This window comes from Rhodococcus sp. GQ147 (genome assembly GCF_059759155.1).
Genome location: NZ_JCAXDU010000006.1, coordinates 1 through 20447 on the forward strand (window position 1 = coordinate 1; position 20447 = coordinate 20447).

21 protein-coding genes are annotated in these 20447 nt (G+C 68.5%); 14 read left to right on the forward strand and 7 right to left on the reverse strand.

Translation table 11 applies throughout. The features are described 5' to 3' along the window. The first annotated feature begins 100 nt into the window (after window positions 1-100). The 3 genes from AC6CID_RS08875 to AC6CID_RS08885 are packed head-to-tail and all read left to right on the forward strand — an operon-like array spanning window position 101 to window position 2198. A complete protein-coding gene (locus tag AC6CID_RS08875; RefSeq protein WP_006551339.1) occupies window positions 101-481 on the forward strand; it encodes a DUF952 domain-containing protein in 381 nt (126 codons plus the stop codon). 10 nt (window positions 482-491) lie between these two features. Continuing rightward, window positions 492-974, forward strand: coding sequence for a cation:proton antiporter regulatory subunit (locus AC6CID_RS08880; protein ID WP_064060802.1), 483 nt, complete (start codon window positions 492-494; stop codon window positions 972-974). A gap of 9 nt (window positions 975-983) precedes the next feature. Further along, a complete protein-coding gene (locus AC6CID_RS08885) occupies window positions 984-2198 on the forward strand; it encodes a cation:proton antiporter (protein WP_217579863.1) in 1215 nt (404 codons plus the stop codon). Between the two features lie 98 nt (window positions 2199-2296). Here the strand turns inward: AC6CID_RS08885 and AC6CID_RS08890 are convergent, their stop codons facing one another. Together AC6CID_RS08890 and ppgK are read right to left on the reverse strand one after the other, a co-directional pair. Then, entirely contained in the window at window positions 2297-3670 is a 1374-nt protein-coding gene (locus AC6CID_RS08890; protein ID WP_019289209.1) for an RNA polymerase sigma factor, read from the reverse strand. A 134-nt stretch (window positions 3671-3804) separates the two neighbouring features. Beyond that, window positions 3805-4590, reverse strand: coding sequence for a polyphosphate--glucose phosphotransferase (gene ppgK / locus AC6CID_RS08895; protein ID WP_024100721.1), 786 nt, complete (start codon window positions 4588-4590; stop codon window positions 3805-3807). A 99-nt stretch (window positions 4591-4689) separates the two neighbouring features. Between ppgK and AC6CID_RS08900 the strand changes: the two genes are divergently transcribed. Continuing rightward, window positions 4690-5583, forward strand: coding sequence for an inositol monophosphatase family protein (locus AC6CID_RS08900; protein ID WP_217580210.1), 894 nt, complete (start codon window positions 4690-4692; stop codon window positions 5581-5583). Between the two features lie 86 nt (window positions 5584-5669). Here AC6CID_RS08900 and cei read toward each other — a convergent pair whose 3' ends face one another. Continuing rightward, a complete protein-coding gene (cei, locus tag AC6CID_RS08905; RefSeq protein WP_006551345.1) occupies window positions 5670-6353 on the reverse strand; it encodes an envelope integrity protein Cei in 684 nt (227 codons plus the stop codon). A gap of 361 nt (window positions 6354-6714) precedes the next feature. Here cei and AC6CID_RS08910 point away from each other — a divergent pair, with 361 nt between their 5' ends. Continuing rightward, the gene (locus AC6CID_RS08910) at window positions 6715-7017 is read left to right on the forward strand and encodes a DUF4193 domain-containing protein (RefSeq protein ID WP_006551346.1); all 303 of its coding nucleotides are present in this window, start codon (window positions 6715-6717) and stop codon (window positions 7015-7017) included. Between the two features lie 169 nt (window positions 7018-7186). Here the strand turns inward: AC6CID_RS08910 and AC6CID_RS08915 are convergent, their stop codons facing one another. After that, on the reverse strand, window positions 7187-7639 hold the full coding sequence (locus tag AC6CID_RS08915) for a DUF3093 domain-containing protein (protein ID WP_006551347.1): 453 nt from the start codon (window positions 7637-7639) through the stop codon (window positions 7187-7189). 126 nt (window positions 7640-7765) lie between these two features. On the opposite strand from AC6CID_RS08915, the gene dut reads away from it, so the two are divergent. After that, a complete protein-coding gene (dut, locus tag AC6CID_RS08920; protein WP_217579862.1) occupies window positions 7766-8236 on the forward strand; it encodes a dUTP diphosphatase in 471 nt (156 codons plus the stop codon). 1 nt (window position 8237) lies between these two features. Next, on the forward strand, window positions 8238-9134 hold the full coding sequence (locus tag AC6CID_RS08925) for a DUF3710 domain-containing protein (protein WP_498353849.1): 897 nt from the start codon (window positions 8238-8240) through the stop codon (window positions 9132-9134). 12 nt (window positions 9135-9146) lie between these two features. On the opposite strand, the gene AC6CID_RS08930 is transcribed toward AC6CID_RS08925, so the two are convergent. Further along, a complete protein-coding gene (locus AC6CID_RS08930) occupies window positions 9147-9878 on the reverse strand; it encodes an alpha/beta fold hydrolase (RefSeq protein ID WP_063714178.1) in 732 nt (243 codons plus the stop codon). A gap of 183 nt (window positions 9879-10061) precedes the next feature. Between AC6CID_RS08930 and AC6CID_RS08935 the strand changes: the two genes are divergently transcribed. Both AC6CID_RS08935 and AC6CID_RS08940 read left to right on the forward strand, forming a co-directional pair. Next, window positions 10062-10436 carry an OB-fold nucleic acid binding domain-containing protein gene (locus tag AC6CID_RS08935; RefSeq protein WP_006551351.1) on the forward strand — a complete coding sequence of 125 codons (375 nt, stop codon included), beginning with the start codon at window positions 10062-10064 and terminating at the stop codon, window positions 10434-10436. A gap of 76 nt (window positions 10437-10512) precedes the next feature. Then, on the forward strand, window positions 10513-11253 hold the full coding sequence (locus AC6CID_RS08940) for a DUF3159 domain-containing protein (RefSeq protein WP_006551352.1): 741 nt from the start codon (window positions 10513-10515) through the stop codon (window positions 11251-11253). Window positions 11254-11315: 62 nt separating this feature from the next. On the opposite strand, the gene AC6CID_RS08945 is transcribed toward AC6CID_RS08940, so the two are convergent. Together AC6CID_RS08945 and AC6CID_RS08950 are read right to left on the reverse strand one after the other, a co-directional pair. Further along, on the reverse strand, window positions 11316-11969 hold the full coding sequence (locus tag AC6CID_RS08945; protein ID WP_016694461.1) for a potassium channel family protein: 654 nt from the start codon (window positions 11967-11969) through the stop codon (window positions 11316-11318). Window positions 11970-11994: 25 nt separating this feature from the next. After that, window positions 11995-12660: a potassium channel family protein gene (locus tag AC6CID_RS08950; protein ID WP_006551354.1), complete on the reverse strand. Its 666-nt coding sequence runs from the start codon at window positions 12658-12660 to the stop codon at window positions 11995-11997. Window positions 12661-12801: 141 nt separating this feature from the next. On the opposite strand from AC6CID_RS08950, the gene AC6CID_RS08955 reads away from it, so the two are divergent. The 5 genes from AC6CID_RS08955 to dxs all read left to right on the forward strand — a co-directional run bounded on the left by AC6CID_RS08955 (window position 12802) and on the right by dxs (window position 20384). Next, entirely contained in the window at window positions 12802-14799 is a 1998-nt protein-coding gene (locus AC6CID_RS08955; RefSeq protein WP_006551355.1) for an APC family permease, read from the forward strand. Further along, on the forward strand, window positions 14796-16079 hold the full coding sequence (locus tag AC6CID_RS08960) for a class I SAM-dependent RNA methyltransferase (RefSeq protein ID WP_094980546.1): 1284 nt from the start codon (window positions 14796-14798) through the stop codon (window positions 16077-16079). The genes AC6CID_RS08955 and AC6CID_RS08960 overlap by 4 nt, the downstream gene beginning before the upstream one ends. A gap of 151 nt (window positions 16080-16230) precedes the next feature. After that, a complete protein-coding gene (locus AC6CID_RS08965) occupies window positions 16231-16689 on the forward strand; it encodes a MarR family winged helix-turn-helix transcriptional regulator (RefSeq protein ID WP_006551357.1) in 459 nt (152 codons plus the stop codon). Continuing rightward, complete coding sequence (locus AC6CID_RS08970) at window positions 16686-18281, forward strand: MDR family MFS transporter (protein WP_006551358.1); 1596 nt, start codon at window positions 16686-16688, stop codon at window positions 18279-18281. Before AC6CID_RS08965 ends, AC6CID_RS08970 begins: the two co-directional genes overlap by 4 nt. 159 nt (window positions 18282-18440) lie before the next feature. Next, window positions 18441-20384, forward strand: coding sequence for a 1-deoxy-D-xylulose-5-phosphate synthase (gene dxs / locus AC6CID_RS08975; protein WP_072740497.1), 1944 nt, complete (start codon window positions 18441-18443; stop codon window positions 20382-20384). Window positions 20385-20447: the final 63 nt, after the last annotated feature.

Here is a 20447-nt window from a genome sequence, read left to right on the forward strand (position 1 = left end):
CTTCGACATGGCCGTTTTCCGCACGGTGTGTTCGCTCACAGCGCAGAGCCCGAGGGGGCCGGAAACGCCCCGGACGGGCTGTCCGACGCACAATGACGCCATGACCGAGACCCTGCTGCACATCATCTCCCGCGACGACTGGGACCACTTCCGACCCCTCGGGGCGGTCGTGCCGGACTCCCTCGGGACCCAGGGTTTCGTCCACCTGTCGACCCCGCACCAGGTGCACCTGCCCGCCGACCGGTTGTACGCAGGCCGCACGGACCTCCTCCTGCTGCGCGTCGACCCGACGCGCCTCGTCGACCCGCTCCGTTTCGAACCCGGCGTACCGGAGGACCCGGAGTCGATGCGCTTTCCGCACCTCTACGGGCCCCTGCCCGTCGACGTCGTTGTGGAGGTGACGCCCTACCTGCCGGGACCGGACGGTCGGTTCCCGCCCCTCGACCGGGAGCGAGCGGATGCCGTCGGTCCGGAGGACTAGTCTTTCGACCATGATCGTCGACGTGACGCCGCTTCCCGGGATCGGTGTACGCAAGGACTTCGAACTGGCCTCCGGGCGCCGCATCGGGGTGATCACCCATCGGGACGGTCACAGCGACCTCATCATCTCGAAGGCGGGCGACCCCGACGCGTGTGCGGCCTCCCTGCCTCTCACCGTCGAGGAGGCCGCGACGCTCAGCAATCTGCTCGGTGCCCCACAGCTCGTCGCCCAGTTGCGTGACGACCACCGCGACCTGCCCGGAATCCTCACCCGCCAGCTCCACATCCACGAGGATTCACGGTTCGACGGAGCGGTACTGGGCGACACCGCGTTGCGCACCCGCACCGGTGTGTCCGTCGTGGCCGTGATGCGTGCCGGTCAGGTCATGCCGTCCCCGACACCCGACTTCGTTCTCACGGGTGGGGACATCCTGGTGACGGTCGGAACGGCCGACGGTCTCGACGCGGCCGCCAGGATCCTGCGCAACGGCTGATCCCGCAGAATGGACACGACGACACTCGCACTCATCGAACTGGGTGCGGTGTTCTTCGGACTCGGCGTCCTCGGACGGCTCGCGGCGCGGATCGGCATGTCGCCGATCCCGTTCTATCTGATCGGCGGCCTGTGCTTCGGCAATGGTGGCTTCATCCAGCTCGGCGATATCGGGGCGTTCAGTCACATCGCCAGCGAGATCGGCGTGGTCCTGCTGCTGTTGCTGCTCGGTCTCGAGTACACCGCGAACGAGTTGATCAGCGGCCTGCGACGCTCTCGGATGGCAGGCCTGCTCGACCTCGCCCTGAACGCGGTGCCGGGAGCCGCCATCGCGCTGATCCTGGGTCTCGGACCCATCGGCTCCTTCGTGCTTGCGGGTGTCACCTACATCTCGTCGTCCGGGATCGTGGCGAAGGTCCTCGCCGATCTGGGGCGCCTCGGCAACCGCGAGACACCGGTCGTCCTGTCGATCCTCGTCTTCGAGGATCTCGCGATGGCCGTCTACCTCCCGATCCTCACTGCGATCCTGGCGGGCGTGAGTCTGCTCGGCGGCCTCGAAGCCGTCGCGATCTCACTCGGTCTCGTCACCGTGGTGTTGGTGCTGGTGGTGCGATACGGGCGCTACGTCTCGGTCGTGCTCGACAGCCCCGATCGGGAAACGCTGTTGCTCAAGCTGCTCGGCGCAGCGCTGCTGGTGGCGGGGATCGCGTCGGCCCTGCAGGTGTCCGCGGCCGTGGGCGCCTTCCTGCTGGGCATCGCCATCTCCGGTTCGACGGCACACAACGCGGTCCGGGTCCTCGAACCGCTCCGCGACCTGTTCGCCGCCATCTTCTTCGTCTTCTTCGGGCTGAACACCGATCCGACGGCGATACCGCCGGTGCTCGGCTGGGCGATCCTGCTGGCCGTGCTGACCGCGCTGACGAAGCTCGTCACCGGATGGATCGCGGCGGCCCGTCACGGTATCGCCGTGATGGGCCGGGCGCGCGCCGGCGCGGCACTCATCGCCCGGGGAGAGTTTTCTATCGTGATCGCCGGGCTGGCCGTCGCCTCCGGACACGTCGACAGTCGCCTCGCGGCGATCGCTTCGGCATACGTGATGATCACCGCCGTGCTCGGTCCGGTGGCCGCGCGGGTCGTCGAACCGGTGATGCGGTTCGCATCCACACGACTCCCCGGAGGTGACGAGCGACAGCGCCTTCCCGGAGACGAACCGGAGCTTCTCTAGCGGCCCCTTCTCTAGCGGCCTTCTTCTGCTGACCTCGGGGTCCGGAACGAAGAACGAGGGCCGCCCGATCGGATGGCCCTCGTTCTTCGTGACGGATGTCAGTCGAGGTAGTCGCGCAGCACCTGCGACCGCGACGGGTGGCGCAGCTTCGACATGGTCTTCGACTCGATCTGACGGATGCGCTCGCGCGTCACGCCGTAGACCTGACCGATCTCGTCGAGGGTACGCGGCTGGCCGTCGGTGAGGCCGAAGCGCAGACGCACGACGCCCGCTTCACGCTCGGACAGGGTCTCGAGCACCGACTGCAGCTGATCCTGCAGCAGGGTGAAGGAGACGGCGTCGACGGCCACGACGGCCTCGGAGTCCTCGATGAAGTCGCCGAGCTGGCTGTCGCCCTCGTCGCCGATCGTCTGGTCGAGGGAGATGGGCTCACGCGCGTACTGCTGGATCTCCAGCACCTTCTCCGGCGTGATGTCCATTTCCTTGGCGAGCTCCTCGGGCGTGGGCTCGCGGCCCAGATCCTGGAGCAACTCGCGCTGGATACGACCGAGCTTGTTGATGACCTCGACCATGTGCACCGGGATACGGATGGTGCGGGCCTGGTCGGCCATGGCACGGGTGATGGCCTGACGGATCCACCAGGTCGCGTAGGTGGAGAACTTGTAACCCTTGGTGTAGTCGAACTTCTCGACCGCGCGGATCAGACCGAGGTTGCCTTCCTGGATCAGGTCCAGGAACGCCATGCCGCGGCCGGTGTAGCGCTTGGCGAGCGAGACGACGAGACGGAGGTTCGCCTCGAGCAGGTGGTTCTTGGCCCGGTTGCCGTCGCGGCAGATCCAGTTCAGATCGCGGCGCTGCGCGACGGGGAGCTTCTCGCCCTTCGCCGCCAGCTGCTGCAGCATGTGGGTCGCGTACAGACCGGCCTCGATGCGCTTGGCGAGCTCGACTTCCTCCTCGGCGTTGAGGAGGGCGACCTTGCCGATCTGCTTGAGGTAGGCGCGCACGGAGTCGGCCGAGGCGGTGAGCTCGGCGTCCTTGCGTGCCTGACGCAGCGCCTCGGACTCCTCCTCGTCCCAGACGAAGTCGCCCGAGGCCTTGTCCTTCTCGCTGGGCTCGTCGTCCTCGACCACCACATCCTCGGCGCCGGCGAGATCACCCTCCGAGACCTCGAGGTCTGCGAGGTCCGCTTCCTCGGTGGCGTCGAAGTCCTCGTCGCCCGAACCCGCAGCCTTCGTGGCCTTCTTTGCTGCCTTCTTCGCGGTGGTCTTCTTGGCGGCTGCCTTCTTCGCAGGAGCCTTCCTGGCGGCCGCCTTCTTCGCGGGGGCCTTCTTCGCAGCGGTCTTCTTCGCCGGCGGCTTGGCACCGGGAGCGGTGCCCTCCGCGGAGTCCGCAGCGCCTGCGACGCTCGAAGCGTCCGCAACGGGTGCCGATTCGTTGGCGGAATCAGCGGTGTGGATGTCGGTGGCTGCCACGTACGCCCTTTCGTGACGAGGTAGTGCGGCGTCGCGCCAGAGTGATTCCGGCGGAGAGGTCTGTCGGGATGAGGGCCGGTTCCGGCCTGCTGGGGACCATTGTAACGATCCCTCGGGCGGCCGATGCGCCGGACTCAGGGAGTGACACCTGTTTTCGCAGCATAAGCAGCCCCTACGATTCCCGCCGCGTTGCGCAGTTCGGCGGGGACCACCGGGGTGCGGTTGGTCAGGAGCGGGATCCACTTCTCGTGCTTGCGGCTGATGCCGCCGCCCGCGATGAACAGGTCGGGCCAGAGCAGATCCTCGAAGCGGGCGAGGACGCGCGAGACCTCCTTGGCCCACTGCTTGTACGACAGGTCGTTGCGCTCCTTGACCGACGAGGCGGCGCGGTGCTCGGCCTCCTTGCCGTCGACCTCCATGTGCCCGAACTCGGTGTTGGGCAGCAGTACACCGTTGTGCAGCACGGCCGAACCGATCCCGGTGCCGAAGGTCAGGAGGATCACCACGCCGTCGGTGTCCTTGGCGGCACCGAAGCGGTCTTCGGCGATTCCCGCGGCGTCCGCGTCGTTGAGCACCGAGACGTCCCGGCCGCCGAGCACCCGCGAGAAGAGGGATCCGGCGTCGGTCCCGATCCACGACTTGTCGATGTTGGCGGCGGTGCGGGCGACACCTCCGGTGACCACGCTCGGCAGGGTCACGCCGACGGGACCCGTCCAGCCGGCTTGTTCGACGATCTGCGCCACCGTCTTCGCCACGGCCTCGGGAGTGGACGGTTGCGGAGTGAGGATCTTGATGCGGTCGCCGACCAAGCGGCCCGTGTCGAGATCCACCACGGCACCCTTGACGCCACTTCCCCCGATGTCGACTCCGAATCCGTGGTTGACGGGAGTCGCTCGGTCCGTGGGGACGTCCTGTGCCATTGCGTACTTCCTCTCGCTGGTTGGGGCCGGCTGCTCCGCTCGTGGAAACGATAGTGCCCGGTGTCACCGGGTGCGGGGTCGGTGGCGAAACCGTCGGCACTGTGTTCGGATCGGTTCGTGCACGCACAGAGAACAATCCCCGAATCCGAGTTGTCCGCGCTGAGGGATGTGGCGGTGACCGTCGCCCGTGAGGCCGCGTCCTACGTCCGTGTACGCCGGGTCGAGCTGTTCGGTCCTCCGGGCTCGGGGGAGGCCGCCAGTGTGGGGACGAAATCGACGGTGACCGATCCCGTCACCGCCGCCGACACCGAGAGTGAGGAACTCATCCGGCGTCGGCTCACGGAACTGCGGCCGGGCGACGCCTTCCTCGGCGAGGAGACCGGGGCCGACGGCGGGACGGTGACTGCCGCGAGCGGAGTCGTCTGGGTGGTCGATCCCATCGACGGCACCGTCAACTTCGTCTACGGACTCCCCGCCTCGGCGGTCTCGGTGGCCGCGCGGGTCGACGGACGCTCGGTGGCCGGTGCCGTCGTCGACATCGCCTCGGGGGAGACGTTCTCGGCGGCAGAGGGTCTCGGTGCCCATCTGGACGTCGACGGCACGCGGGTGCCGTTGCGATGCAATCCCGTGACGGATCCGCGACTGGCGCTCGTGGCGACCGGCTTCTCGTACTCGCCGGCACGACGCGCACGTCAGGGTGAGCTGGTGGCGGCGCTGCTACCGAGGGTGCGCGACATCCGGCGTGTCGGAGCGGCCGCCCTGGACCTGTGCATGGTCGCGGCCGGCAGGGTCGACGCCCACTACGAACACGGACTCGGTCCCTGGGACTGGGCGGCGGGGGCGCTCGTCGCTGCGGAAGCCGGTGCGGTGGTGCGTGTCCCGAGCGGCACCGGGGACGACGGGGAACTCACGGTCGCGGCCGCGCCGGGGATCGCGGCCGATTTCGAAACTCTGCTCGCCGAAATCGGAGCGCTCGACGCAATTCCGAATTGACCGTTTCGTCACATCATGAATTGTGGTTCGTCACCTTTTACCGCAACAGTGACGAAAAACAGGATGCACGGTCTGTGAAAAGAGATTCAGCACCGGGCATTGCGTGCGGCCGTGAGTAGATCGAGGTCGAGCGGAGCCGTCTCCTCGCCCGCCGGGACCTCGCGTAGTGCCCGCAGGACCTCTTCGGCATCCGCCCCGGGGGAGATGTCCCGGAAGTAGGTTCCCAGCGCGAGGTCGACGGTGTCGTCCTCGCGTGTGTCCTGCACCAACTCGGCGCACGGGGCGAGCAACCACACCGAGGACGCAGCAGCGCGCCCGGCCTCGCCGAAGCGGATCTGCCCCTGGCACTGCATGTTCTGGTCGACGTAGACCGGATCGTTGCCGGCCTGCACGTCGGGCGGGCTCGAGAAACCGTAATCGCTCAGCTGAGCGGCCACGTGCGTGGCCTGGCCGCGTTCGCCGTTGGCGTTGTAGACGCGCACCCGGGTGGCAGTCAGGGGAGCGGGTTCGACCTCGAGCAGCGTCGACCGGTCCACGACCTCGCCGAGCGGAGCCGGTTGTGGGCCTTCGGGGTCGGTGGCCTCGGTCGGGGGAGCGTTGCACGCCACGGTGGTCGTGACGGGCTCGGACGAGGTGAACACGGAGGACCACACGACGATCGTGCCTGCGGCGAGGACGGCACCCGCCACGGCGGCCGGGACCACCCGGCGCCGACGGAACGGGCGGCCGCGGTCATCGGTTGCGCTTCCTTCGGTGATCAGGGAAACCACGCGGCCCTGCCTCTCGTGTCATGCCGTGTTCGTCGCACTCACTGTAGAGGTCGCGGACGTGGTCGGTGGAACCGCCGACCCGAGGAAATGTCACGAGTCGTTGTGTTGTTGATGACGATTGCCAGACAATTCCCGGCGTTTCCACGCATCGATTGCATATTCGTGCGTGAGGTCGGCTATTGTTCGGCGGCCGAACCGTCCAAGAATGGGCGGTGCGGCGCGAAAACAGAGTCAATTCGGGTATGCCACAGCAATGGCACACCCGTCGGGAACTCCAACGGACGGCCGTGCGTTGCCCTGGCCGGGAGCACCGTCCGTGTCCCGGCCGGCTACCGGTACGAGTACTAGAAGGTAAGAGGAAATGGCGACTGACTACGACGCACCCCGGCGGACCGACAGCGACGATGTGTCGGAGGATTCACTCGAGGAACTGAAGGCCCGGCGCAACGAGGCCCAGTCCGCTGTGGTGGACGTCGACGAATCGGACACCGCCGAGTCCTTCGAGCTGCCCGGGGCGGATCTGTCCGGCGAAGAGCTGTCGGTGCGTGTCGTCCCGAAGCAGGCCGACGAATTCACCTGCTCGAGCTGTTTCCTGGTGCATCACCGGAGCAGACTCGCGAGCGAGGAGAACGGTGTCATGATCTGCCGGGACTGCGCAGCGTGAGGACATAGGGCAGCGTGAGGACATAGGTGCGAAACGAGGCCGGGTGACGACGATGCGCCGTGGTCACCCGCGTCTCCCTCCTGCGTGCCCCGGCGCCACGGCAGCCTCTGCTGTTCCCGGCATCCGGGGCCGTGTCGTATCCGGGGACCCGGTGCCCGTTCGAACAGCCCTACTTGCGGGTCGGATCGTCCTTGCGGCCCGACTCGTCGCAACCCAGCGCCGCGAGCAGTTCGGCAGGCCGCCGCGTGCTCACCAGCCAGTAGGGTGTCGGATCCTCCGGGTCGTCGAGCACGACGAGCGCCATGGTCCGCACCCAGGGACGGTGCTGGACGAACGCCGCCGGATCGAGCTGGCGGCCCATCGCGGCGCTCTTGGCCGACGCCGGAACCACCACACCCCGCGAGATCACGTCGACGGGCAGATGTGCGCGACCGACGACGAGTTCGCCGTCGACCACCTCGACCCGGCTGCGTGAGAGCCAGGTCAGGACCCAGATCGGGACCGGGAGCAGAAGGACGTAGGGAAGCCACGCGTACATCCCCGGGGCACCCATGTGCAGCTCGGCCGCGAGCAGGGCGGCCACACCGAGCCCGATCGGCCACCACCACCACGGCACCCACATCCGCTCCGAGAAGGTCGGAGCGTCGGCCGTCGGAGGTGTAGTCGGTGAGGTGCGCGAGGAACGGGACACACCGTAAGGATAGTCGCCTCGGCGGAGCGACCCGGCACGCGAGTAGTCTCGGACGACGTGACCGATCTTCCCCCGATACCGCTGCGCCGGCTCGATCCGGAGCTCCCCGTGCCCACTCGTGCCCACCCCGGTGACGCCGGTGTGGACCTGTGCACGTCGGTCGACGTGACCCTCGGCCCGGGGGAGCGGGCGCTCGTCGGCACCGGCATCGCCGTCGCGCTGCCCGTGGGCACGGTCGGCCTGATCCACCCGCGTTCGGGCCTCGCCGCCAAGTTCGGTCTGTCCATCGTGAACACTCCCGGGACGGTCGACGCGGGCTACCGTGGAGAGATCAAGGTGTGTCTGATCAACCACGACACCGAGCGCGCCGTCGAACTCCGCCGAGGCGACCGCATCGCGCAGCTGCTCGTCCAGCGTGTCGAACTCGTCGAATTCGACGAAGTGGACGAGCTCGACGACACGGCGCGGGGCAGCGGCGGATACGGATCGAGCGGCGGGCACGCCGGCCTCGTGAAGGAGGGTTCCTGACATGTTCGGACGACGCCGCAAGGACCGCGGGTCGAACATCGAGGCGACCGACGCCGCTTCCGCCGGCGACCTCGGCGCGTACGACGAGCCCGCCGACGAGGAGTACGACGAGTACGCCACCGGAAGTGCGGCCGATTCCGGCCCGTACGACATCGACGAGGTCGACGAGGAGACGGTGACCGCCTCCCGTCTCGACCTCGGATCCGTGCTCGTACCGCTGCCGGCCGGTGGTCAGATCCAGGTCGAGATGGCTCCGAACGGGACGCCGCAGAACGTCCATCTCGTGACCCAGTTCGGGCGCATCACGGTCTCCGCGTACGCCGCACCGAAGTCGCCGGGACAGTGGCGTGAGGTCGCCGCCGAGCTCGCGGAGACGCTGCGCAACGACAAGGCCGAGGTCAGCATCGAATCGGGGCCGTGGGGTCGCGAACTGCACGGCAGGACCGCGAACGCGGATCTCCGGTTCATCGGTGTCGACGGCTTCCGCTGGATGATCCGCTGCGTCGTCGCGGCGCCCTCGGGGAACGCCGGAGCCGACTCCGAACTCGTCGGGATCGCACGGTCGGTGATCTCCGGCACCGTCGTCCGTCGCGGATCCGAACCCCATCCGGTCCGTACACCGCTGCCGATCGTGTTGCCCGAGGCACTCACCCGCCAGCTCGTCGCGGCGCAGGAGCAGCAACAGCAGGCCGCCGCGCAGCAGCAACAGCAGGCCGCCGCGCAGCAGCAACAGCAGGCCGCCGCGCGGCAGCAACAGGGCGGAGCTCCGGCGCAGCCCGCTCCGCGGACCGCCCCGCCGGAACAGCCCGCCCAGCAGACGCAGCAGGTCCCGCCCGCCCGGCAGACGCCGCCGCGCCGCGGCGAATCCGGTTCGGCGATGCAGCAACTCGGCTTCTGAGGCCAGTACCGATCATCGGTTCGGGACGGGGACGATCCTGTCGAGCGCGGCGAGGCACAACCTCCCGAGCACGGAGGGGTCGTCCCCGACCTGTTCGAGTGTCACCGTCGCGAGTTCCGCGTGAGGGATCTCCCGCGACCATTGCCGCCCCACTGCGAGCGGATGAACCGCGTCGTCCACCGCGGCGGCGATACCGACCGGCACGGTCACGGCACGCAGTTCGTCGACGTCGAGTGCCCGGTAGTGTGCGGCCTCGTCCAGCGCGGACGGGAGATCGGGCCACTGGGCGCTCCACGAACGCGTCAATTCCCGGGCGAGCCAGGGCGGACTCGACGCCGTCATCGCAGCGGTGACCGTATCGAGCCCGTGGGCGCGCAGTTCGGAGGCCGTCCACCGCGCGCTCGCGGCGGCCGGCGCCTCCCGCGGATCGCCGGTCCATGCAGGTAGGGCAGCGAGGACGCCGACGACCCGGTCCGGATTGTCGTATGCCCACCTCAACGCGACGGCTGCACCGATCGACACCCCTCCGACGAGGATCGGCCCGTTCTCGGCCGCCTCGTCGAGCGCGGTGAGATAGCTCGCCACCACACCGCGCGGATCCGGATCGACGGCGATCGGGATGATGCTCCGCCGTCGGAGTTCGGCGCCGAACGCCTTCTCGGCGAAGCATGCGTCCGAACCCGTGCCGGGAAGCACGACCGCGGTGCCGGCGGTCGGGGGGACCGGGGATTCGCTGTGGGACATGCGGACGATCCTGCACCATCGAACCCCGGAGACCGCGCTCACCTGCCCGCACAGCAGGACGACCGACGGCTGCACGCGCGTGTGCACCGTGCAACTTGTATCCGGCGAGAATGGGTCTACAGTGGCGGGCGAAGAAGAGTCCGGTGGCGCGAGATCCGTGCCCCTTCCGTACAGGAGCGTGTTATGGCTTCCCCGGCCGGCTACCTGCGTCGGCTCACACGGCGGCTCACCGAGGACATCGAAGAACTCGATGCCGAGCAGATGGCCGAATCCTCGCACTCCACGGGCGCCCTACCCGTCGTCGAATGCGCCCGCGGTCAGGAAGTGACCATGTACGGACGTCTTCGCAGTGTCGAGTCGTGTTCGCGTGCCGCTGCCGCCGTCGTCGAGGCGGAGTTCTTCGACGGGACCGACTCGATCCAGCTCGTGTGGATCGGTCGTCGGCGCATTCCGGGGATCGAGCCCGGGCGTACGTTGATGGTCCGCGGTCGTGTCGGCGAACGCGACGGACGCAAGGTGATCTACAACCCCTACTACGAGCTGCGCGAGCCCGCCTGACCTCTGTGCGCGCGGAGTGGTGCCCCTGGTGCACGCAGGGTCGTACCCCTGTGCCGGATGTGGCAGGCTCGTAGGAGTGAGCGACACCAACCAGCAGACGATGCTCGAACAACTCGGTGGGATCAGCGGGTTGGTCTATTCGACGCTGCCGGTGCTGGTGTTCGTCCCCGTCAACAGCCTGTGGGGCCTCACCGTCGCCATCTGGTCCGCGCTGGGCGTCGCCCTCGCGGTGCTCGTGTGGCGCCTGATCCAGCGCACCCCGATCCAGCCCGCGATCTCGGGCTTCTTCGGAGTCGCCCTGTGTGCCTTCATCGCTCATCGCACCGGCGACGCGAAGGGATACTTCCTCTTCGGGATCTACGCGAGCCTGGTCTACGGGGGCGCATTCCTGTTGTCCGTGCTCGTCCGCAGACCGCTCGTGGGCGTGATCTGGGGGATGCTCAACGGCCAGGGATCGCGGTGGCGTTCGCATACCACCGCGGTGCGCGCCTACGACGTCGCGACCCTCGCGTGGACCCTGGTCTTCCTCGGTCGCTATCTCGTGCAGAACCACCTCTACGACGAGGACCGCACCGGCTGGCTCGCGGTGGCCCGGATCGGCATGGGCTGGCCGCTCACTGCTCTTGCCCTGCTCGTGACCCTCTGGGCGGTCCGGCGTGCCGACCGCATCGTCGAACCCGCGCCCTCGGAGACGGTCGGTGACGCGCCGGCCGACGATCCGGCGACGGACGACGGGCTGTCGAACAAGCCCCGCGACGAGCACGGCACGCACGACGGGCAGCCTCGGCTCCCCGGTCGGCACCGGCTCCGCGACTAGCCGGCACCGGCTCCGCGACCAGTCGGCACCGGCTCTGCAACTAGTCGGCACAGACTCCGCGACTAGCGGTTCACCGCCTGCCGGAGATCGTCCTCGACGTCCTCCGCCGTGACGAACAGCAGTTCGTCCCCGCCCTCGAGCGGATCGTCCGGCTGAGGGACGATCACCCGCCCGCCGCGCAGGATCGCCACGAGTGCCGTATCGCGCGGCAGTTCCAGTTTCCGGACCGGTTTCCCGGCGAGGGCGGTGGTGTCGCGCAGGGTGACCTCCACCAGGTTCGCGCCCTTGCGCAGCGTCATCAGCCGCACCAGATCGCCCACGGTGACGGCTTCCTCGACCAGCGCCGCGAGCATGCGCGGTGTGGACACCGCGACGTCCACACCCCACGATTCGTCGAACAGCCACTCGTTGCGCGGATCGTTGACGCGGGCTACGACCCGTGGAACACCGAACTCGGTGGTCGCGAGCAGGCTGAGGACCAGGTTGGCCTTGTCGTCGCCCGTCGCCGCGATCACGACGTCGTACTGCTCGAGTCCGGTGGATTCGAGCGAGCTGAGTTCGCAGGCATCGGCGTGTACCCACGTCGCGTCCGGCACGGACTCGGGTTCTACGTGGTCGAGTTTGCGCTCGATGAGCATCACCTCGTGGGCGTTGCGCAGCAGTTCCCGCGCTATCGAGCGCCCCACCGCTCCGGCGCCGGCGATCGCCACCTTCATGTGGGCTTCCTCTCGGGTGGACGGGTCAGTTCTCGTCGACCGGCGGGTTCTCGGCGTGTGTGATCGCCTCCGAGACCGAACCGGACACGGCCGCGATATAGACGGAGTCGTCGGCCTGCAGCACCGTCCTGCGGTCGGGCAGCAACCCGGTGCCGAACCGGATCAGGAACGCGACGCGCGAACCCGTGGCATCCTCGAGGTCGGTGACGCGTCGTCCGACCCACCCCTCGTGCACGTTCACCTCGGCGATGGCGACGGATCCGGTGGGATCGCGCCAGCGGGCGGTCTCGCTGTCGTGTGTGAGCGCATGCAGGAAACGGTCGGTGGTCCACGGCACAGTCGCCACGGTGGGGATGCCGAGCCGCTCGTACGCGGCGGCCCGCTTGGCGTCGTAGATTCTCGCGACGACGCGTTCGACGCCGAAGGTCTCGCGGGCCACGCGCGTCGAGATGATGTTCGAGTTGTCGCCGGACGAGACCGCCGCGAAGGCGTCGGCGTGTTCGATGCCGGCAGAGATCAGGACGTCGCGGTCGAAGCCCATGCCGAGCACGGTGCGACCGGGGAAGTCCGGGCCGAGTCGTCCGAACGCGCTCTCATCGCGGTCGATGACCGCGACCTCGTGGCCGAGCCGGACGAGTGCGGTGGCCACCGCCGAACCGACCCGACCGCACCCCATCACCACCACGTACACCCCAGTGGACTCCGTTCCGGTCGATCTTTCCGAGACGGACCGCTGTGGACCGCCGATCCGAACGGTACCGCGTGACGATCTTCGAGAGGTCGTGACCCGGCCGAGGGGTACTTCGGGGCCGGAACCGCATAGGCTTTGCGCGTGTCCAAGCTTTCCACCGCGGCGAAGCGGCTCGTGCTGGGTCGCCCCTTCCGCAGCGACACTCTCGGGCACGAGTTGCTGCCCAAGCGCACCGCACTGCCGGTCTTCGCCTCCGACGCGCTGTCGTCGGTCGCCTACGCACCCGAGGAGATCTTCCTCGTCCTCTCCGTCGCGGGGTTGTCCGCCTACGCCTTCTCGCCGTGGATCGGACTCGCTGTCGCCTTCGTGCTCGTGATCGTGGTCGCCGGCTACCGCCAGACCGTGCGCGCCTACCCGTCCGGCGGCGGCGACTACGAGGTCGCCACGAAGAATCTCGGGCCCACGGCAGGGCTGACCGTCGGCAGTGCGCTGCTCGTCGACTACGTCCTGACGGTCGCGGTGTCGCTGTCGTCCGCGGCGGCGACGGTCGGATCGGCCGTCCCGTTCGTCGCCCGGCACAAGGTGCTCTTCGTCGTCGTCGCGATCGTGCTGCTCACCGCGGTGAACCTGCGCGGACTCCGGCGCGCCGGCCGGGCGTTCGCCGTGCTCACCTACACCTTCGTGGGCTGCATGCTGGTGATGCTCGGGGCCGGGATGTTCCGGATCTTCGTCCTCGGCGACGACCTGCGGGCGGAGTCGGCGGACTTCGAACTCGTCGCCGAGCAGACGGATCTGACCGCGCTCGCCTTCGTCCTCCTACTCGCGCGCGCCTTCTCGTCCGGTTGCGCGGCGCTGACGGGTGTCGAGGCGATCAGCACGGGGGTGCCGGCCTTCAAGAAGCCGAAGGCACGCAACGCCGCGACGACCCTGCTGGTGCTCGGTGGCATCGCCGTCACGCTGTTCCTCGGGGTGGTCTTCCTCGCCGAGCGGCTCGGTGTGGTGGTGGCCGAGCATCCCGACACCCAGCTGCGCGGTGCACCCGAGGGTTACGAGCAGAAGACGCTGCTCTCCCAGCTGGCGCACACCGTCTTCGAGGGGGTGCCGGCCGCGTTCGTCCTGATCACGATCGTCACCGCCGTGATCCTCGTGCTCGCCGCCAACACGGCCTTCAACGGATTCCCGGTGCTCGGTTCGGTTCTCGCGCAGAACCGTTACCTGCCGCGCCAGTTCCACACCCGCGGCGACCGGCTCGCCTTCAGCAACGGCATCCTCTTCCTCGCCGGGATCGCCGTCGTCTTCGTGTGGGTCTTCGAGGCCGAGGTCACCCGGCTCATCCAGCTGTACATCGTGGGTGTGTTCGTCGCGTTCAGCCTGGGGCAGGCCGGCATGGTGCGGCACTGGACGCGGGAACTGAGCACCGAGACGGATCCGTCGGCGCTGGGCCGCATGGCGCGGTCGCGGCTGATCAACGGCGTCGGGTGCGTCTCCACGTCGGTGGTGCTGCTGGTCGTGCTGACGGGCAAGTTCGCCGCCGGGGCGTGGATCGCAGTGGTGACCATGGTCGTCGCGTTCGGGCTCATGAAGGCGATCCGGCACCACTACGACACGGTCGCCGCCGAACTCGAGAGGGCGGACTGGGACGGGGTGCTGCCCAGCCGCACCCATTCGATCGTGCTCGTCTCGACCTTGCACCTGCCCACGATGCGCGCCCTCGCCTACGCGCGGGCGACCCGCCCCGACACCCTCGAGGCGATCACCGTGAACGTCGACGACGAGAGCACCCGGCGTCTCGTACTCGAATGGGAGAAGAGCGATCTCACCGTGCCGTTGAAGGTCGTCGAGTCGCCCTACCGGGAGATCACGCGGCCCGTCCTCGACTACGTCCGCCGGGTGCGGCGCGATTCTCCCCGCGACGTCGTGACCGTCTTCATCCCCGAGTACGTGGTGGGGCACTGGTGGGAGCAACTGCTCCACAACCAGAGCGCCCTGCGGCTCAAGAGCCGGCTCCTCTTCCAGCCGGGGGTGATGGTGACGAGTGTGCCCTGGCAGCTGCGCTCGTCCGCGGACGCCGGTGCGGTGGGGCGGGCCGCCCCCAACGGGCAGGATCGACAGTTGGACAACGAGGAGGAACCGCGGTGAATCGTCAGGCACACCCGCGTACGGATTGGTCCGGCCGGAGGATCGAGGTGATCCTCGGCAATCCCGCCCACGGTGGTGCGTGTGTCGCGCGGTTCGAGGGGCGCGTCGTGTTCGTGCGGCACGGACTGCCGGGGGAGCGTGTCTTCGCTCGGGTCACCGAGGATCGGGGCGGGTCGTTCTGCTTCGCCGACGTGGAGGACGTGCTCGAGGCGTCCGAGGACCGCGTCGATCGGGTCTGCCCGATCTCCGGTCCGGGAGGGGCGGGTTGCTGCGACCTCGCGCACATGACCGTCGAGGCGCAACGCCGTTTCACGGGCGCGGTGGTGGCCGAGCAGCTGCGCCGGCTCGGTGGAGTGGACCGCGAGGTGACCGTCGAGGAGGTGCCGGGCGGTGCGTCCAACGGCACCCTGTGGCGCACCCGGGTCCGGCTCGCGGTGGACGTGGTGGGGAACCCGGGATACCGCCGGTACCGCAGCAACGAGGTCGTCCCGGAACTGGCGTGCCCGCAGATCGATCCGCACGCCTACGTCGGCCTCACCGATCGTGTGTGGCAGCCGGGAGCGGAGCTGCAGGTCGTACTCGACGCGGACGGCCGGCGGCACGTGGTGGAGATCGCACCTCCGGTCCTCTCGGGTGGTGCGCGGCGGCAGGGCCGGCGCGGCGCGGCGTCGCGGCGGGCGGCGGTGAACGCGCGCCGTCCGGAGAAGGTGATCGAAGGCTCGGGACGTGTGGTCGAGCGGGTCGGCGAACGCGAGTGGCGGTTGGCGCCGACCGGTTTCTGGCAGGCCCACCGCGGTGCCGCGTCGACCTATTCGGCTGCGGTGGCCGACTGGGCGCAGACCTCGGAGGGTGCGACGGCATGGGATCTGTACGGCGGAGTGGGGGTCTTCGCGGCCGTGCTCGCAGAGCAGGTCGGTCCGTCCGGTCGGGTGGTGTCGGTCGAGTCGTCGAAGACCGCCGTGGACGACGGGATCGAGGCGCTCGCCGACCTCGGCCGGGTGTCCTTCCGTCACGGGCGCGTGGAGCGGGTGATTCCCGATCTGCCGGCTCCCGAGGTGGTCGTCCTCGACCCGCCGCGGGCGGGGGCGGGCAAGGACGTGGTGGTCGCCGTGGCCGCAGCGGGACCGCGCCGGATCGTCCACGTGGGCTGCGATCCCGCGTCCTTCGGTCGTGACGTGGGGCTGTACCGGGACCACGGATTCGAGTTGGCGGACGTCCGGGCCTTCGCGGCGTTCCCCTCCACCCATCACGTGGAGTGCATCGGACTGTTCACCCGTTGAACCGGGTTCCCGTCGCACCCGCTCGGGGCGAGGTGTGACGAGGGCCGCATCCAACAGTTGGTGTGACGTGAAAAGAGATTGCTTGTAGTACGCAACTAATCTGTATAGTTGCATGACGTAATCAATTAGTTCACTCCGACGGAGGTTCGCTGTGCCGGAAAAGGCTCAGGCCCACGAACTCGCCGACGCCATCTTCATGTTCGGTCGCACGCTGCGCGGTGCACTCGTGCACCACGACACCGATGTGCTTCCTTCCGCGCTCGTCGCGGTGCTGTTCGTGCTCGCACGGATGGGGGAGTGCCGGCCCAGCGAGCTCGCCGTCGAAATGTGCGTCAGCCAGTCGTCGTTGAGCAGACAGATCGCCGAACTCGTCGAGCGAGGCCTCGTGGATCGACATCCCGATCCCGACGATCGTCGTGCTCATCGGGTGAGTTGTTCGGTCGCGGGTATCGAGATCCTCGACATCGTGAAGAAGCGCCGGACCGAACGGCTCTCCGCAGAACTCTCGGACTGGCACGAGGACGAGATCGCAGGCGCCATCACGACGCTCGAACGTCTCACCTCCTCCCTGGCTCCGCTCGTCATCGATACTCGAAGGACCAATTCATGACTACAGTCTCCGGACAGGGAGCGCAGCCGGATGCTCCGGCAGCCGAGGAGCAGATGACGCACCGCGAGATCCTCGTCGTGCTGTCGGGCCTCCTCGCCGCCCTCTTCACGGCGCTGCTGAGCAGCACCATCGTCTCGACCGCCCTGCCGACGATCATCGCGGATCTGAACGGCACGCAGACCCAGTACGCCTGGGTCATCACGACGGCGCTGCTGGCGAACGCCGCGTCGACGCCCATCTGGGGCAAGTTCGCCGACCTGTTCAACAAGAAGCTGCTCGTCCAGCTCGGGATCCTGGTCTTCGTGATCGGCTCGGTCCTGGCCGGTATCGCGCACAACGTGCCGGTCCTGCTCGCCGCCCGCGTGATCCAGGGCATCGGCATGGGTGGTCTGACCGCTCTCGTCGTCGCGATCATCGGCAGCATCATCCCGCCCCGCCAGCGTGGCCGGTACTCCGGCTACATGGGCGCCGTCATGGCCGTCGCCATGTCGGGTGGACCCGTGCTCGGTGGTGTCATCGTCGACCTCCTCGGCTGGCGCTGGTGCTTCTACGTCTGCGTTCCGATCGCCGTTGTCGCGCTGATCCTGCTGCAGCGCACGCTGCATGTCACGACCGTCCGCAAGGAGAACGTGAGCATCGACTGGTTCGGCGCCACGCTCATCACCGCCGCGGTGAGCGTCCTGCTCGTCTGGGTGTCCTTCGCCGGCAAGGCCGGCTACTACGAGTGGATCTCGGTCGAGTCCGCCCTGTACGTCGGTGCCGGCATCGTCCTGCTCGTCGCGACGTTGATCGTCGAGACGAAGGTCGCCGATCCGATCATCCCGCTGAAGATCGTCACCGAACGCACCACCGGTCTCGCGATCATCGCGTCCGTGGCCGTCGGTATCGGTCTGTTCGGCGCCACCACCTTCCTCGGCCAGTACTTCCAGACCTCGCGGGCCTACAGCCCGACGGTCGCCGGTCTGCTCACCATCCCGATGGTCGCCGGCACGCTCGTCTCGTCGATGCTCTCCGGTGGGCTCATCACGCGCTTCGGCAAGTGGAAGGGCTTCCTGATCGGCGGCGCGATCCTGCAGATGGTCGGTTTCGGCCTGCTCGGCACGGTCGACCACCTCACCTCGCTCACGCTGATCAGCGTGTACATCGCGATCGTGGGTCTGGGCACCGGCATGCTGATGCAGAACCTCGTCCTCGCCGTGCAGAACACCGTGAGCGTGCGCAACATCGGCGCCGCAAGCAGCTCGGTCGCCTTCTTCCGCACCTTCGGTGGCGCGATCGGTGTGTCGGTGCTCGGTTCGATCCTCGCGTCCCGTGTCGCGACGATCTCCGCCGACGGTCTCGCGAAGCTCGGTGTGGACACCTCCGGCGGCGGATCGGGTGGAAGCCTCGACTTCTCCCAGCTGCCCGAGCCGGTGGCCGAAGTCATCCGTGCCGCCTACGGCGACGCGACGGCGACCCTCTTCCTCGTGGCGGCGGCGTTCGCGGTCGTTACCCTGGTGGCAGTGGTGCTGATCCCGAACCAGGCGTTGCGCACCACCATCGACCTCGTCGAGGAGAAGTCGCCGGCCGATCGCGCCGACATCTCATCGTGAGGGTGACCTCGCTCACCGGCGGACGATCCGTCCGCCCGTGACCAGGAGATCACGCGGAAGCGAGGCGGTGGCGGGAGACGCTCCGTTCCCGCGCTCCGTAGACTGAAAAAATCACTCGCGCGACGAGCGTGAGGCACGAGCCGGAGGGAGCTGTTCCAGTTGGGTGTTCTGTCCCGCATCCAGTCGCCCGACGATCTACGTCGACTCTCTCCTGTGGAGCTCACCGAGCTCGCGGGGGAGATCCGGGAATTCCTGGTCGAGAAGGTCGCGGCGACCGGCGGTCACCTCGGTCCCAATCTCGGCGTCGTCGAGCTGACCATCGCTCTGCACCGGGTGTTCGATTCGCCACGCGATCCGATCCTCTTCGACACCGGTCACCAGGCCTACGTCCACAAGATCCTCACCGGTCGTCGCGACGAGTTCGACGGTCTCCGGCAGAAAGGCGGGTTGTCCGGCTACCCGTGCCGCGCGGAGAGTGAACACGACTGGATCGAGTCGTCGCACGCCTCGGCGGCCCTGTCGTACGCCGACGGACTCGCCAAGGCCTATTCGCTGTCCGGACAGTCCGATCGGACTGTGGTGGCCGTGGTGGGCGACGGCGCGCTGACCGGCGGTATGTGCTGGGAGGCGCTCAACAACATCGCCGCCGGGCAGAACCGTTCGATGGTGATCGTCGTCAACGACAACGGCCGCTCCTACGCGCCCACGATCGGCGGTCTCGCCGAGCACCTCGCGGCGCTGCGCCTCAAGCCCGGCTACGAGAAGGTGCTCGACAACAGTCGGCGCATCGTCAAGCGGATCCCCTGGATCGGCTCGGCGGCCTACTCGGTGCTGCACGGCATGAAGGCCGGTGTGAAGGACGCGGTCAGCCCGCAGGTGCTCTTCACCGATCTGGGCATCAAGTATCTCGGCCCGGTCGACGGGCACGACGAGCAGGCGATGGAATCGGCGCTGCGTCGCGCGAAGGCGTACGGCGGTCCGGTCCTCGTCCACGCCGTCACCCGTAAGGGAGCGGGCTACGCGCCCGCCGAGAACCACCTCGCCGATCAGATGCACGCCACCGGCGTGATGGATCCGCGCACGGGCCGGGCGAAGTCCGCCTCCGCTCCCGACTGGACGTCGGTCTTCTCCGACGAACTCATCGCGCTGGGGGAGAAGCGGGAGGACGTCGTGGCGATCACCGCCGCGATGCCCGGACCGACCGGCCTCGCCAAGTTCGGCGAACGGTTCCCCGAGCGCACCTTCGACGTCGGCATTGCCGAACAGCACGCGGTGACGTCGGCGGCGGGTCTCGCGCTCGGCGGAATGCATCCCGTCGTCGCCGTCTACTCGACCTTCCTCAACCGCGCCTTCGACCAGCTGCTCATGGACGTCGCACTGCTTCGGCAGCCGGTCACCGTGGTGCTCGACCGGGCGGGCGTCACGGGTTCCGACGGGGCCAGTCACAACGGCATGTGGGATCTGTCCCTGCTGGGGATCGTTCCCGGCATCCGGGTCGCCGCTCCGCGCGACGGGGCGACGCTGCGAGAGGAACTCGGTGAGGCGCTCGACGTCTCCGACGGCCCGACCGTCCTCCGGTTCCCCAAAGGCTCGGTGGGAGAAGACATCCCGGCGATCGAGCGTCTCGACGGCACGGTCGACGTGCTGCGGATGCCGCCGTCGCGGTGCGGCGACGCGCTGATCGTCGCGGTCGGCGCCTTCGCCGGTCTCGCGCTCGACGTCGCCGATCGTCTTTCCAGGCAGGGCATCGACGCCGCGGTCGTCGACCCGCGATGGGTGTTCCCCGTGCCCGACGCGGTGGTCGACCTCGCACGCGGCTTCCGGATCGTCGTCACAATCGAGGACAGCGGCCTCCACGGTGGTGTCGGCTCGGCGGTCTCCGCCGCGTTGCGCCGCAACGGCGTCGACGTGCCCGCCCGCGATCTCGGGGTGCCGCAGAAGTTCCTCGATCACGCCTCCCGCAACGAGATCCACGCCGAACTCGGTCTGACTGCCCAGGACGTGGCGCGTCAGGTCACCGGCTGGGTCGCCGGCCTCGACAGCGAACCCGAGGAGCGATCGCGACCGTCGGCGGTCGAGCAGTCCGACCGCGAAGCGGGCTGAGTCCGACCGACGCAGGTGAGCAAACGCCAGGGGCGGTATCCGGTGATCCGGATACCGCCCCTG

Excerpts from the sequence above, each read along its gene's own strand:
- AC6CID_RS08875 (WP_006551339.1), top strand. The coding sequence starts at position 101 with ATGACCGAGACCCTGCTGCACATCATCTCCCGCGACGACTGGGACCAC.
- AC6CID_RS08880 (WP_064060802.1), top strand. The coding sequence starts at position 492 with ATGATCGTCGACGTGACGCCGCTTCCCGGGATCGGTGTACGCAAGGAC.
- AC6CID_RS08885 (WP_217579863.1), top strand. The coding sequence starts at position 984 with ATGGACACGACGACACTCGCACTCATCGAACTGGGTGCGGTGTTCTTC.
- ppgK (WP_024100721.1), bottom strand. The coding sequence starts at position 4,590 with ATGGCACAGGACGTCCCCACGGACCGAGCGACTCCCGTCAACCACGGA.
- AC6CID_RS08910 (WP_006551346.1), top strand. The coding sequence starts at position 6,715 with ATGGCGACTGACTACGACGCACCCCGGCGGACCGACAGCGACGATGTG.
- AC6CID_RS08915 (WP_006551347.1), bottom strand. The coding sequence starts at position 7,639 with ATGTGGGTGCCGTGGTGGTGGTGGCCGATCGGGCTCGGTGTGGCCGCC.
- AC6CID_RS08925 (WP_498353849.1), top strand. The coding sequence starts at position 8,238 with ATGTTCGGACGACGCCGCAAGGACCGCGGGTCGAACATCGAGGCGACC.
- AC6CID_RS08930 (WP_063714178.1), bottom strand. The coding sequence starts at position 9,878 with ATGTCCCACAGCGAATCCCCGGTCCCCCCGACCGCCGGCACCGCGGTC.
- AC6CID_RS08935 (WP_006551351.1), top strand. The coding sequence starts at position 10,062 with ATGGCTTCCCCGGCCGGCTACCTGCGTCGGCTCACACGGCGGCTCACC.
- AC6CID_RS08945 (WP_016694461.1), bottom strand. The coding sequence starts at position 11,969 with ATGAAGGTGGCGATCGCCGGCGCCGGAGCGGTGGGGCGCTCGATAGCG.
- AC6CID_RS08970 (WP_006551358.1), top strand. The coding sequence starts at position 16,686 with ATGACTACAGTCTCCGGACAGGGAGCGCAGCCGGATGCTCCGGCAGCC.